Here is a 12,971-nt window from a genome sequence, read left to right on the forward strand (position 1 = left end):
TAGGGAACCACTTAATGTATCTCATTAAGTGGTTTTTTATTTGTCAATATATTTTGCTGAAAAAAAACAATTTGTTTTTGGGTTAATCTGAAGATTTTTATCGGAACTAGTAATAAAATTATAGAAAAGGGGCTAATTTACAGTAGGTGTTGAGATAATCGTTTATAGAGGAGATTAGATAATATGAATAAAGTAAACGGGGAAAAAATTCAACAGGAATGGCAAAACGTAGAAGAAAAAATTAAAACGATGTTAGTACTGGAACAAATTTTTAGTGAGGATGAAGAGTTTATACATATGGTCAATAAAATTAAAACCATGATTAATACTCAATAATCATGGTTTATTTTTCGTGTATTTTAAGTAAGTCATCAATTAAATTTATAATCGTTTGCTTTGTTTCGGATGGCATATTATCAAGACGCTTCATAAGTTGGGCAGTTTCAGAATTAATCTTTTCAGTTTGAAAAGAAGGCTCGGTTTGTAAACCTAATAAATAATCTATCGATACACCTAATACGGTAGCTATTTTATAGGTATTTTCTCTCGAAGGGCTTTTTCTATTAGTTTCGTATAAGGATATTGCAGAACGATTAACATGTAAAGCGTCTGCTAACTCTTGTTGTGAGATATTTTTTTTAGTACGAATCGCTTTGATACGGTCTCCTAATGTTACCATTACTAACACCCTCCGGTTAACTGAATTAAACATTTCTATGATTATAATAACTAAAATAAGTAAATGAAGCAATGCTTTTTTAGTAAAACCATTAAAGTACATAAAAAAGGTTTGCAGAAGAAAGTATTTTGTTATATGATGTTAACAGAAGTAACTTAGGGGGATGAAGATGAAAAAATTTAATGGTAAGAAGCTTTATTTATTAAGGAAAAATAAAGGTTTTTCACAGAGAGAATTAGGAGAGTTATTAGATTGTAGTCATTCTTTAGTAAACCTGATGGAAAATGGTAAATTGCAACCCACAACTGCGAAGTTATTGGGGATTTCAAGTATCTTTAAGGTTTCTATAGATGAGTTGTTTATTGATTTTTTTTAATTTTATAGTTAACAGAGGTAACTTAAACTGTAGAATCTAGAAATTATTTTTAAAAGGAGCGATCCCCATGCATAAAAACCTATACATCGCTAGAAAAGAACAACGCATGACACAAGAGAAAGCAGCAAATTTGATTCACATTGCACCGAGAACCTATTTTGCTAAAGAACACGGTAAAAGTGATTTCACCCTAAAAGAGGCTCAAAAACTAGCAAAATACTTCAAAACAACAGTGGACGAGCTGTTTGAGAAATAGAGGGAGAGGAAACAAGTGAAAAACGGTAAACGACCAACGAAGCGAGAGAAGATACATATTAACTCGTATAAGTTAAATCTAGAAAATTGGTTGATCTATAAGAAAGCAGATGGACGACTACATTTGGTGCATCGTCATACGAACTCAAGACGAGTTATTCCAAGTGCGTAGGGTTTGTGAAAAAGAAAAAGGACTCTAGCGGAATGCTAGAGCCGTCAACATGGAATGTGAGTATTCTACACGAATGTATTATAGCATAACTTTTCTAAACCTATATAGATAAATAATATGCAATTATGCATGAATCATAAGAAAAAGCCCTATAAAGGGCTTTTCGATACCATCTAATGGGCGGTTAATGAGAATATGGTATCTATGCAATAGAATACAAGTTAAATGAGTGTCAAAGTATTCTATTTATTTTTAAATTATCATGAATTCTTTTAAAAAGACACTGGTAAAAGTGTCCAATTAATGTGTGCTATTGCATGTAAAGAAGAGGAGAAACCATCATGACTAAACCAGTTCTAACAAAAGACTTACAAAAGAAACAAATACTCGATGAATTCTTACAGCACTGTGAAAAGAAGCAAGTCGAAGCGCTAAAAAAGAATAATCCCTATCAGTTTTGCATCTGGCTCAAAGAAGCTCGATTAGCTCGAAGGGAATTGGCGGCACTCTATCGTGCAAAAGAAAAGTATGATGAGGAACGTACGCATATAAAAGGGATTGTAACACATTTAAGAAGTAGGGGGATTGATGCTTCAGTTGTGGAGAGAACACATTTTAGTACGCTTTGTAGGAAATCAGTTGCATGTGAAAAAGCCCTATAAAATAGGACTCCTTCTGTACATAAGTCATACTACTTGAATTGCATTGACATTCATCACAGTTAGTATATCAGATATATTCTGAATTATCTTCATGTAAATGCTTCCAGAATGACGAAAAGACCTAGAATTAGGTCTTCTCATCGGCAATATCAGTCTAGAGCAGTATACCTAACAGGAGTGAGTTAAGTAACCGGAATGCTCTTATAGTATAGCAAACTATGATAACTAAAAACAAGAAAGGATGGTAAAAGGAAATGACGGCACAAGAATTATTTGAAGAAAAACAACATGTAGTAATTGCAGCAATAAAGCAACAATTTGGAAGTATCGCAAGAGCTAGGCAGATTGCAAAAATGAATAATATGGAGTTGGATGATTTAATGCAAGTTGGCCATATGTATTTATGGGAGCATTGTGTGAGGTCTGATCCAGAGAGAGGAGATACCTTCAATGCATACGTGATGAAAGGCATGAAATGGGCAATGAGTGATGAAATTCACTTGAAAGGAACGCCTTTTAAAATCAGCAGACGAGTGAGTTATGAGGATAGGAATAAAATGAATATTCATTCGATTGATTTGCATCGAGAGGAGGAAGTAGAAAATGGATTTTATGCCGTATCACCAATTAATGTGGAAAAAGAAGTAATGGTATCAGTAGGAATTCAGGAAGTCACAAGTATATGGGAAGAAGAGGAAAAAACAATTATTATGCATGTTGGGTATGGTTTTACCGAACAGGAGATTGCTGTGAAATTAGAGATGAAAAAATCTACTGTTCATACGAAAAAGACACGTGCATTTTTAAAAATGAATCCAAATTATAAGCCAATGAAACAAAAATCCTTTTTTTCAGGGAAAAGGATGATAAAGAGAAACCACCAGTTGGGGCTGGTAATCTAATAAAAATATATGTGTTGTTCATCATAACACATGTTGCATGCGAGATGCAAAAAAGACCTGTTTTCACAGATCAAGAGAAAGGGTAATTCGTGAAAGAATACGATTTAATCATGATTGTAACAGAAAGAATATTCAATTGATTGGGTCGAGAAATATGAAATAACTAGAGAATAAAAATATCTAGAAAGATTGTTGGTTAGAGAAGGGTGACGGGGATGAATATCAATGTGCTGAAAGTCGCAAGAATAAACCTCCAAGGTAACACCTTAGATCAGGGGTGGTTTAAGTATCTTACTTTAGAAAATGGTAAGCCCTATATGGTTGCAATTACAATACTTAGCGAGATTTTTTATTGGTATAAACCAACTGAAATAAAGGATGAAAGAACGAATGAAATCCAGTATAAACAAAAATTTAAAGCAGACAAACTTCAAAAAAGTTATCAACAATTAGCTGATTCATTTGGTTTTACCAAAAGACAAGTATTAGAGGCGTGCAAATACTTAGTGAAAAGAGAATTAATCGCCATTGAATTTCGTACGATCATAGTTAACGGAAAGAGGCATAACAACGTGATGTATGTAGAACCAATCGTGGAGAGTATTGAAAAAATATCTATTTTATATCAAGACCCTATCACATCAGAAAGTGACACCCTCCCACATTATAACGAGAGAGGCTCCCGCATTAAAACGGAGGAGGCTCCCACATTGAAACGTGGGACAAATACAAAGAATACTACAGAGATTACTACAAATAAAAAGAAGTATTGTCACAAGTTTGAAACTTGCGACGTCAATGCAGCAAAATATTTGTTTGAAAAAATTAAAAGTAATAATCCGAAGCAAAAAGAACCTAATTTTGATTCTTGGTCTAATGATTTTAGATTAATGCGTGAAAAGGATCAACGTGAATTACAAGAGATAAAAGATGTGATTGATTGGTGCCAAGTAGATTTTTTTTGGCAAGGAAACATCTTATCTCCTAAAAAGCTACGTGAAAAGTTTGATCAACTAACAATCCAAATGAATGCTAGAAAAGGGGCAAAAAATCATGGAAGCGGTAGGAAGAGCGATGACGAGGATTTTGAATACATCGGCTTGTAAAGAGGGCGACGAAGGTTATACTTGTGAACACTGTAGCGCTTTTATTAAAGCAATCGTAGTAGAAGTACCAGCATTACGAATAAAAAATAAAGTATTTCCCACGTGCGAATGTGTAGTAGAGCGTGCAGAAGCGAAAATAAGAGAGTATCAAAATTTCTCGAAGCAAAGGGAAATTGAAAAGATATTTAGCATTCATAACGTGGGAAATCGTTTTGATAAAAGTACATTCTCAGCATTTCTAGAGCGAAATGGTTCAGAGACGGCGTGCCAGTTAGCGACACAATATGTACAAGTTTTTCCAGGATGGCAAGGAGAATCACTTTGGTTATGGGGAGAACCTGGCAATGGGAAAACACATTTAGCAGCCGCCATTACAAAAACATTGACAGAGCAAGGATACATCGTCGTATTTCAAAGTGTCCCAGAATTGCTTCAACGTATCCGTAGTACGTTTAACAGTGAAAACAAGGAGAATGAAACGCAAATTATGAGAGCACTATTAGAATGCGATTTACTTATTCTTGATGATATCGGAGCTGAGAAAGCGACGGAATGGGTGGAAGAAAAGATTTTTAATATCATTGATGGACGTTATCGAAAAGAGATGCCTACTTTGTATACAAGTAATTTAAAGCCGAAAGAAATGTTACAACAAGTGGGGAAGCGATCTTATGATCGTATGGTGGAAACGAGTTTGACAATTGAAAATAAAGCAACAAGCTATCGAAGAGAGATTGCTAAACAAAGATTACAGCGTTTCGGAGAGAGTTCTTAATATATGCCAATAGGAGAGGAGTGTAGGCTTATGAAGGGTTTACAGTTAGAAAACTATACAATTTCAGCTCAGCAACGAAAGTACATGAAGAATGAGCGACGTAACTTGTACATTGCTTTAGAAGAGCTAGACATGCTGTGGGATGAAGATGAAGTAGTGCAAGTGAAAGAAGCATGGAACAACAATGAAAGTGTATTCACAATTGGTGAAAAAATGCAACGTGATCCAGATGAAGTTGCGCTACTGATTATGGATTTAGCAAGAAAAGGTGTGATTGGAAAAAGGGCGTTGGGGTTAGGGGCATGAAACAGCTAACCTTTGAAGATGTTGTAGGAAACCTGGATTATGCTGCATGCAGCACGTCTGAACAACTCCTTTCTAGTCATTTGGTTACACCAACTTACGCAGTAGAATTTTTTGACCAAGATGAAAAGCAGAAGTTACATTGGTTTGAAGTAAATACAGAGGCTGAAGCAAAAGAAGAAGCGGAAAAAACGTACGGGAGAATTCAAATCATTCAAGTATATGTGTCCAATCGAACGTTGAAAGAAATTATGGAGCTAGATTAAGGTTTTTTTTCATCAAGAGAGCTCTTGTATTTCGTGTAATAGACAAACATATGCAAAGGAGACGGATATAAATGAAAAGTGAAATAGACATGAAAACAAATGGCATCTACATTGTGGAAGATGGGAAAATCATTTTTTTTAAACCGCCAGAAAGCAGATATGGACAACAAGTTGTTCATTGGGTAGATGGAAAAGTGTCTCATACACAAACCACATCTACTGTTAAGTTTAAGCGATAAAATTTGAATTTTATATAAAAAAAGATGAATCAGCAATTGTTCTAGCTAATTCACTAGTTCTATCAATTTAAGTAATTTTTATATGTAGTTATATCAAAGTTCTAAGAGACGAGTTAAAAAAACCTCAACAAGACTACAAAGAAAAATTAATATAGAAGGAATAAGGTTTTATTAGGTTAATGCTACAACAGCAAGAGTTAACCCCAAAGTATTTAATGAATCAGAATAAGGTCCTACATGAACAGTAAGTGTACTTGTTATACCTGAAGGTGTAGTAAAAATGGCGGGTGCTGATACAGAGGTATATCCTGCAGTGTATCCTAAAGAAGTGCCTGAGCCAATGAGGGCATTATTATTCAGATACATAGTGATACCTGCGAAATTGCCTCCGGGTTGAATAATTACTTGTACTTCATAGATTGCCAAATAGGTTCTTCCACCTTCTAGCAAAACGGTTGTTGGTGGTGTAAATGAGATTGCCGTACCATTAGAATGTACCACGGTATCTAGTGGAATTGCAGAATTTACAGAAACGATTGTTGGGGTAGTCTGAACAACATTTAAGCTGTTAGCTGTAGGAGGTGGACAAGAGCAAGGACAAGGTTTATGAATTTTTGAGTTCTTATCATTTTGATCATTCACAAATAATCAAGCTCCTTTTTGTGTATCTATTTTATTTTTAATGCGTTTGTAAAGATAAACCGAATTGTATTGGTGAGTCAGTTCTTAAAAATATTTGATATATTAGGGATCTCAAATTGTATTCAATACATATATATGAATGTTTTTTGAGAGCAGTACTGTAAATTAAAAACACAATAAAAGAGTTATTTTATACAGAAAAATAAAAGAACCCGCTGATGCTAAACGGATTCTTTTGTAACAGGAACACAAGGAACACCAGGAAGCTGGTCCAGAGCAACCCAGGTATTCACTTGGATGATATTACTATATGTAAATTGGATAAAACGGTTCATGGAAATGAAATTCTTATTTGGCATAAAAAATAGGAGTGCTTGACCAGAGCACTCCATGACGCTAACAACTATACCTATAAGAGTATATGAGTGCTGTAATTAAATATTCTTAATTCTTATTCAAACAAGAAAGAGCGCACGGAAAAGCGCTCTTTGATCAAGATCTATATGAAAAAGTATCGGCAATTAAATCTTATGTATGCTTTCAGTTTATGTGCAAGTTTAAAGAAAATTTTTATTTCATAACAAGCGAAAAGGGCACGCATATAAGCATGCTCTTTGACAAGAAAGGTAGATTTTTATGAGTGGAGAGTTTCCTCATACAATAGCATATGCTTGTCTAGTTAAAAGGTGACAAGTTTTTAATGAAAACATAAATGTTTGTTTGTAAAAAGTGTGACCGAAATAATATCAAAAATTTATTTTATACAACAAAGCAAGCTAGCCGAAATAGCTAACTGCCCTGTTGTACAATTTTAGAGGTTTCAATCAATACAGATATATGTTGTAACAAAAAGTTACATCTATAGTATAAACACATGTCAAAGTAATATGCATGAAAGAAAACGAAACAAAAATTTCATTTTGTTTTATTTTAAAACCAAAAAAGAGCACTTAATAAAGTGCTCTCGTGACGAGTCTCATTTTATAACGACTATTTTATAAAGAAAGGAGCTCAGCATAGTATATGTTAGTCCAGTTAATTGAGTGCTTCTTACAAATAAAGAGCAGCTAGCAAAAGCTAACTACTCGTTTCTCCAAGGGGGAGAGAAGTAGGCCATTAACATGAAGCTGTGCCAATTCATATCCTGTAAGTACTAAATTAATGACGGAGTAGATTGAGAATGGATGATCCGATTAAGGAGATAGTTGGCGCTTGGTTTGTTGCAGTAGGGACAATTATTGCTGCGATTGGGAGTACACCTTTAAAAAAATTGAACAGCGGATTAAGAAAAGACTTGAATGTATGGGGGAATGTATTACAGGCAACGGGGAATGGTCTGGAAGCTGATGGACAAGGAGAAATATCCCTTGAATTGATTGGGAACGAAATCCAATCAATTGGTAATGTAACGGTTCTAACAGGACTCATTATAGAATTTGAAGATGAAACACAGAAAAAATTAGTGATTGCAGGAAATTGGATACAAGCATTAGGTGGTGTTACATCAATAGGTGGGGAAATAGAGGAGAGTTCCAATATAGATGAATCTTATAACATTATCGGGAATTTGTTACAAGCGACTGGTAATTCATTACAGGCAATAGGTGGAATAGATGAATTGAAAGCTAGTCGGGATAAAGTAGAGAAAATTTCGGAAGGCGATGAGGAGGGTGGCCAGCTTATAGTGATTACGGGGAGTTGGGTCCAAGCGGTCGGTTCAGTAGTTTCATTAATCGGTCAAATAAGAGAAGAAATCCAAGAGATAGAGGAAAATAATTCATAGAAAACCTAATAAAATAATCCTTTTGTGAGGGAAAGGAATTTATAAAATAGGTACAATTCACATTTTAATTATTTTTGAATGTAATGGTATCAAATTAGTTAAAACGCCCGAAAATGGACAGTAAGGGTGTTTAAAGAGAAGGAGTGATGGGTTTGAATAAGATGAAGAAAAAGAAATTAAAAAAAGCAATCGCTCGTCGTACAAAGGCTGTACAAAAAGAAGAGCAAGAAAGACTAGATAAAGCTTGGAGAAATCTTTTTATACAGCCTAGCATCATGAAATAAATATAGTCCGGCTAGAAAACTAGAGGACACCAATTTTTAGAGCAGCAATCAAGCTGTTTTAAGAAATGGTGTCCTCTTTCTTATTTTGTAAGGGGGATGGAAAAATGAAAGCACTAAGAGATCAATTACGTAAATGGGAAAAACAAACTAAACAAGCAAAAAAGAAAAAAACAAAAGAGAATTTTAGCACGCGTGAAATTGAGGATTTAATGGGGATGCATAGACCTTGTTATGAGCGTAGACGTGGAGCGTTAAGGCAAAAGCAATAAAAAATAAAAAATAAAAGGAGTGGTCTGGAATGACGAAGCAATTATCTTTCTTACCAAAAATCGATAGAGCAGCAACACAAGAGAAAGTAGAGGGTATTCTTGAAAGTGTACGTATATATAAGCAATTTGGAATGATGCGTAAGGAAATGAAAGTCACTCCTTCTTATGAAAGGAGAGAGCATGGTCCTACACATGCAGTTGGCAAACCGTTAGAGGATGTAGCAATCTCTAATATGCAACAAAGTAAGCGGGAAGAATGGTTAGAGAAAATGGCATTTCGAGTGGAACAAGCATTAAGTCGATTCGGAAACAGTACAGCTGGAAAAAATCAGAGGGACATTATAGTTAAACGGTATTTAGAAGACGAAGATGTGTGCGATTATATGGTGTATAACGAAATTGGCATGAGTGAACGTACGTATCGACGTGTGAAAGCGAGAGCGTTTTATAAATTGGCCTTTGCTCTTAGATTAGAAGTTTATGAAACTGAAGAAACTGGAGGGAATGAATCATGAATTTTGTTCAGCCCATACGTGATTCAGAGCAAATACAACAAATCAAAGAATATTTGTAACTACTCAGCTTCTTCAAATAAAAAAACAGGCCAAATACATGTTTCCGATTCGAAAACATGAAAAGAAAATACTCCAATCAGAGAAAGAATCTATGCCAAATAGAGAAATTCTCTTATGAAGTCGTGTTATTCCAAGGAACCGTTCTAGTTTCTATGACTTGGTTTATCGCTTGTAAGACCGATTGTTTTTGTTTTTTCATGGTACTCATAAAGCTTCGTATCTGACAAAAAGATTCTGCGCCTTTCTTACTTCGGAAAGTCCCAGACACTTTCTGTTTTACTTTCGTCATCCGAATATCCCGTTCTGCTTGATTGTTATCAAATGGAATGGCTGGATGTTCTAAAAACGCTAGAATTCTGTCAGAATACTTGACGAAGCGATTCCATAAATTTTGAGAAGGCGTCTGCTTTCCTTTCTTCTTTTGTTTCGTGGAAAGAATCTGTTGTTCTTTCAATATGGATTGATACATAATAAACAGATTCTTTTGCGTCGCTTTTGGCATGGTACCTTCGGATTGCTTTTTCATCGTCAACGCTTGCGTTAGAAATTTCTGCATCTGTTGTGCCCATTGTTCTCCAGTACTATCTATAATTCCTTGTAAATCTCGTAAGAGATGGGCATTACATAAAACGTGACGACAATCTGTATACGCATCATACGATTTCCAACCATCATGCATCGCAATTCCAGAAAAAGATGGCAAGATTTCTCCAGCATCCATTGCTTCTTTTCCACGTTTTTGATGAATATGTTGCAATGTCACCTCCGGTGTACTGGCAGTATGTAACCATTGTGTTTTGTTTTCTACACGCATACCAGTTTCATCAAAATGGACAACAGGAGACTGCAGAATCTTTTCCTTTACTTCTTTTATGAATGGCTGCAATTGAGAAGCGAAAGCCTGTGTATGATTTACCAGGGTTCCTTCGCTTATAGAATGTCCAAAACAATCCTGAAAGAATTCTTTTGTTCGCTTCAAAGAAATGCATTGATAATGCGTTAAATAGGGAATCAGTCTTTTTATATTTGGACCATATTGAACAGGACGAGATACTGTCGAAGGAAATTGGGCTTCTTGGATAGAATGGCAATGTGGGCATTCTTTCTGTTCTACTTTATGTTCTGTCACTTCGATCTGAATAGGTGGTAAGTCATACACTTGGCGAATGCGATACCCTTTTACAGGCTCGTGGTTCAAGGAAGTATGACAACAAGTACAATATGTAGGAGAATGTGTAATCGTATGATCTGGAGTCGCTGTCAAACCAAGAGTATGTCCCTTGTGGCCCAACTGGCCACCCGTTTGACGATGAGACGGTTTGCGCAAACTTTTTGTAACGGGCTTACCCAAACCATCTGTAGAAGGTGGCTTATGACTATTTTTGGAGTTTTTTTTTGAAGCATTTTCTAGTTCTTGTATACGTTTTTCTAACTTAGAAAATGTTTCTTCGAATAAAGAAATAACAGCTTCAGGTCCTTTTTTATATGTATCTAAAATAATTTTTCGATCGACCATAAGATTCACCTCCCCTGTTTGATATACTCAGTATTTACAAATGGGAGGCATATGAAACTAGTAAAATTTAAAAAAGACACCGAAAGGTGGCTGAGTAGTTACGAATATTTAAAAGAAAAGAATGCACGTAACTATATTTTATTTGTAATGGGAATCAATACAGGGTTACGTATCAGTGATATTTTAAAACTAAAGGTTGGAGATTTAAAAGGTAGTCATATCTCAATGCGAGAAATGAAGACAGGTAAGCAGAAACGCATACAAATAACAGCAGCACTAAAGAGAGAGCTTCGATGGTTCAATGAAAACAGAGAAGATGATGAGTACCTATTAAAAAGTAGGCAGGGAAAAAATCGTCCAATCGGTCGTAGTATGGCATATAAGATACTAAGTGGAGCGGCAGCAGAGTTCGGATTAGATGAAATAGGAACGCATACGTTGAGAAAGACGTACGGGTATCACATGTACATGCAAACGAAAAACATAGCATTACTCATGGAGATATTCAATCACTCGTCAGAGAAGGTCACACTACGTTATATAGGTGTAAACCAAGATGCGATGGATAAAGCAATGACTAGGTTTAAAATCTAATCATTGCTTTTTTCTTTTTAAATCTATACAGTTACTCATAAATTTCGTACTGTGTAACTCAAAAGAGAAAGTGAAATGAAATCAATGATACCAAGGGATTTGGCGAAGGGGTCAGTTACACACAATTAAACATATGGGTAATTGGAAGGTATAAAATATGCACATGACGTATAAAAGTTATATAGAATGAATGAGAGGTGGAACAGATGATGTGTGAAGAGTTATTACAAGCATTGGTTCAATATCAAATGCAACAGAGAGAAAACCCTAATACATTAAGACTAAACCCAGATTATTATAGAATGATACTTGAGCAATTGGCATATCCAGAATGGCTAATTCAAAAAAAATCATGAATTTGGAACAAACATTTTTAGGAGCTTCAGTAGAATTAACAAATGAAATTAAAAAGTTTGAAATAAGTGGATAAAGAGTGGCAGAATCGTGACCACTTTTTGGCAGGAAAAGTGTCGGGTGTTTTGGAAGAAACGTGTTATATTTGTATGGTGAGAAGATTTGGAAAATGTAATTCATAAAAATTTCGTTAATCTTTTATCTAGACGGTTCATGATGAAAGTTTCTAGATTTGAAATCAACTGTCCATGATACAAGGGGAAAGGTATGCGTGATAAAATGGTGTAGAATAAGATTACACAGAAGAAAATAAGTATGGGTGCAAATTTCTATCTGAAAAACTGTTGCAACATAAGAAAAGGGCCTTTTACAGGCCCTTTTCTTATGTTGCAACAGTCGTAGTTGAATTAGGAGTGAATTGTACAATTTCTAGTACGATAGGTGTACCAGCTAATATAGTGTCAGTTACTGTTCCCGGAACGGCAATTGCTAATGAACCAACGCCTGTAGCTCCTGCTGTATAAGTTGAAATTCCTTCCATTTGCAATACGCCATTGACATATACGTTAAAATAACTATTGTCTGTAACCAAGGTTGGTAAAGTAGTTACAGATGCTCCAGTATCATCTAAAAAATCAGCTGCATCAATTGTTAAGGTACTGCCGCCTGTAATAGGTGCTGTTGTGACGTAAAAGAAACGAGAATCCGCTGGATCAATCGTAGTTGTAGTAGAACCAGCGACCGCGATTTTCATAAGTTGTAAAGCCATCGTATAACCTCCTTTTCTCGCAAAAATTGTTTTCGTTACAATATATGCTAGTCAAGGTATATTGTGATTACTAATACAGAGTAAGAAATTGGAGGGTAAGGGGTGTCCCAGGTATAGGTGCTGTTTCGGATAATAGAGTTAACTTTCCTGTTTCTACCGAATACGTATTTAAAGGTTGAATGACACCATTTACAAAGAAGTTGATATAAGATACAGCGCTCGGTGAAAGGATAGGAGAGCTATTATAGGCTGTTATGCCGTCAGAGTTTGTATAGACTAATTGATTTTGTTTTGCAAGAGCATGGTACATGACATTTTGAATAGCGTGATGTGTAGGGAAAATAATAGAAAGTGGCCGTTTTGGATTACAATTAGAATATTTAAATGTATTCTTCATAAGAATCATCCCCTTTCAGACAAGGATACAATATTGTATGAAAAAGCATGGAA

At 35.2% G+C, this 12,971-nt stretch carries 22 protein-coding genes; 17 read left to right on the top strand and 5 right to left on the bottom strand.

What is annotated here, in order from left to right; translation table 11 throughout:
• Nucleotides 1–183: 183 nt before the first annotated feature.
• Nucleotides 184–336, top strand: a complete 153-nt coding sequence (locus tag AC3WVZ_RS01475; RefSeq protein ID WP_023523059.1) for a hypothetical protein — start codon at nt 184–186, stop codon at nt 334–336.
• Between the two features lie 7 nt (nt 337–343).
• Here AC3WVZ_RS01475 and AC3WVZ_RS01480 read toward each other — a convergent pair whose 3' ends face one another.
• Nucleotides 344–679, bottom strand: a complete 336-nt coding sequence (locus AC3WVZ_RS01480) for a helix-turn-helix domain-containing protein (protein WP_065485279.1) — start codon at nt 677–679, stop codon at nt 344–346.
• 169 nt (nt 680–848) lie between these two features.
• Here AC3WVZ_RS01480 and AC3WVZ_RS01485 point away from each other — a divergent pair, with 169 nt between their 5' ends.
• The 10 genes from AC3WVZ_RS01485 to AC3WVZ_RS01530 all read left to right on the top strand — a co-directional run bounded on the left by AC3WVZ_RS01485 (nt 849) and on the right by AC3WVZ_RS01530 (nt 5,735).
• Nucleotides 849–1,055 (top strand): helix-turn-helix domain-containing protein, encoded by a 207-nt coding sequence (locus tag AC3WVZ_RS01485; protein ID WP_098679599.1) that lies wholly within the window; start codon nt 849–851, stop codon nt 1,053–1,055.
• Between the two features lie 67 nt (nt 1,056–1,122).
• Nucleotides 1,123–1,311, top strand: coding sequence for a helix-turn-helix transcriptional regulator (locus AC3WVZ_RS01490; RefSeq protein WP_023523419.1), 189 nt, complete (start codon nt 1,123–1,125; stop codon nt 1,309–1,311).
• Between the two features lie 15 nt (nt 1,312–1,326).
• Complete coding sequence (locus AC3WVZ_RS01495; protein ID WP_233935911.1) at nt 1,327–1,482, top strand: DUF6906 family protein; 156 nt, start codon at nt 1,327–1,329, stop codon at nt 1,480–1,482.
• A gap of 341 nt (nt 1,483–1,823) precedes the next feature.
• A complete protein-coding gene (locus tag AC3WVZ_RS01500; protein ID WP_233935912.1) occupies nt 1,824–2,144 on the top strand; it encodes a hypothetical protein in 321 nt (106 codons plus the stop codon).
• A gap of 254 nt (nt 2,145–2,398) precedes the next feature.
• Nucleotides 2,399–3,046 (top strand): sigma-70 RNA polymerase sigma factor region 4 domain-containing protein, encoded by a 648-nt coding sequence (locus AC3WVZ_RS01505; protein ID WP_233935914.1) that lies wholly within the window; start codon nt 2,399–2,401, stop codon nt 3,044–3,046.
• A 215-nt stretch (nt 3,047–3,261) separates the two neighbouring features.
• Entirely contained in the window at nt 3,262–4,152 is an 891-nt protein-coding gene (locus AC3WVZ_RS01510) for a phage replication protein O (RefSeq protein WP_233935916.1), read from the top strand.
• Nucleotides 4,100–4,927 carry an ATP-binding protein gene (locus AC3WVZ_RS01515; RefSeq protein WP_233935917.1) on the top strand — a complete coding sequence of 276 codons (828 nt, stop codon included), beginning with the start codon at nt 4,100–4,102 and terminating at the stop codon, nt 4,925–4,927. The genes AC3WVZ_RS01510 and AC3WVZ_RS01515 overlap by 53 nt, the downstream gene beginning before the upstream one ends.
• 30 nt (nt 4,928–4,957) lie before the next feature.
• The gene (locus AC3WVZ_RS01520; protein WP_233935918.1) at nt 4,958–5,233 is read left to right on the top strand and encodes a helix-turn-helix domain-containing protein; all 276 of its coding nucleotides are present in this window, start codon (nt 4,958–4,960) and stop codon (nt 5,231–5,233) included.
• Entirely contained in the window at nt 5,230–5,496 is a 267-nt protein-coding gene (locus tag AC3WVZ_RS01525) for a hypothetical protein (protein WP_065484912.1), read from the top strand. The genes AC3WVZ_RS01520 and AC3WVZ_RS01525 overlap by 4 nt, the downstream gene beginning before the upstream one ends.
• A 71-nt stretch (nt 5,497–5,567) precedes the next feature.
• Entirely contained in the window at nt 5,568–5,735 is a 168-nt protein-coding gene (locus AC3WVZ_RS01530; protein WP_065484910.1) for a DUF3954 domain-containing protein, read from the top strand.
• Nucleotides 5,736–5,906: 171 nt separating this feature from the next.
• Here AC3WVZ_RS01530 and AC3WVZ_RS01535 read toward each other — a convergent pair whose 3' ends face one another.
• Entirely contained in the window at nt 5,907–6,377 is a 471-nt protein-coding gene (locus AC3WVZ_RS01535) for a hypothetical protein (RefSeq protein ID WP_233935920.1), read from the bottom strand.
• Nucleotides 6,378–7,557: 1,180 nt separating this feature from the next.
• Between AC3WVZ_RS01535 and AC3WVZ_RS01540 the strand changes: the two genes are divergently transcribed.
• From AC3WVZ_RS01540 to AC3WVZ_RS01555, 4 genes are all read left to right on the top strand, one after another.
• Complete coding sequence (locus AC3WVZ_RS01540; protein ID WP_233935921.1) at nt 7,558–8,160, top strand: DUF6944 family repetitive protein; 603 nt, start codon at nt 7,558–7,560, stop codon at nt 8,158–8,160.
• A 152-nt stretch (nt 8,161–8,312) separates the two neighbouring features.
• A complete protein-coding gene (locus AC3WVZ_RS01545; RefSeq protein WP_142326415.1) occupies nt 8,313–8,444 on the top strand; it encodes a DUF3983 domain-containing protein in 132 nt (43 codons plus the stop codon).
• Nucleotides 8,445–8,548: 104 nt separating this feature from the next.
• On the top strand, nt 8,549–8,713 hold the full coding sequence (locus AC3WVZ_RS01550; RefSeq protein WP_197235180.1) for a hypothetical protein: 165 nt from the start codon (nt 8,549–8,551) through the stop codon (nt 8,711–8,713).
• A gap of 29 nt (nt 8,714–8,742) precedes the next feature.
• The gene (locus AC3WVZ_RS01555) at nt 8,743–9,228 is read left to right on the top strand and encodes an ArpU family phage packaging/lysis transcriptional regulator (RefSeq protein ID WP_065484904.1); all 486 of its coding nucleotides are present in this window, start codon (nt 8,743–8,745) and stop codon (nt 9,226–9,228) included.
• A 172-nt stretch (nt 9,229–9,400) separates the two neighbouring features.
• Here AC3WVZ_RS01555 and tnpC read toward each other — a convergent pair whose 3' ends face one another.
• Complete coding sequence (tnpC, locus tag AC3WVZ_RS01560; protein WP_100910632.1) at nt 9,401–10,804, bottom strand: IS66 family transposase; 1,404 nt, start codon at nt 10,802–10,804, stop codon at nt 9,401–9,403.
• Nucleotides 10,805–10,855: 51 nt separating this feature from the next.
• Between tnpC and AC3WVZ_RS01565 the strand changes: the two genes are divergently transcribed.
• Nucleotides 10,856–11,398 (top strand): site-specific integrase, encoded by a 543-nt coding sequence (locus tag AC3WVZ_RS01565; protein ID WP_233935922.1) that lies wholly within the window; start codon nt 10,856–10,858, stop codon nt 11,396–11,398.
• 206 nt (nt 11,399–11,604) lie between these two features.
• Complete coding sequence (locus tag AC3WVZ_RS01570) at nt 11,605–11,754, top strand: hypothetical protein (protein ID WP_233935923.1); 150 nt, start codon at nt 11,605–11,607, stop codon at nt 11,752–11,754.
• 380 nt (nt 11,755–12,134) lie between these two features.
• On the opposite strand, the gene AC3WVZ_RS01575 is transcribed toward AC3WVZ_RS01570, so the two are convergent.
• Together AC3WVZ_RS01575 and AC3WVZ_RS01580 are read right to left on the bottom strand one after the other, a co-directional pair.
• Nucleotides 12,135–12,521, bottom strand: coding sequence for a DUF4183 domain-containing protein (locus AC3WVZ_RS01575; protein ID WP_098148348.1), 387 nt, complete (start codon nt 12,519–12,521; stop codon nt 12,135–12,137).
• Nucleotides 12,522–12,591: 70 nt separating this feature from the next.
• Nucleotides 12,592–12,918, bottom strand: coding sequence for a DUF4183 domain-containing protein (locus AC3WVZ_RS01580; protein ID WP_098148347.1), 327 nt, complete (start codon nt 12,916–12,918; stop codon nt 12,592–12,594).
• Nucleotides 12,919–12,971: the final 53 nt, after the last annotated feature.

The sequence above is a fragment of the Bacillus sp. CPT56D-587-MTF genome (genome assembly GCF_058792335.1).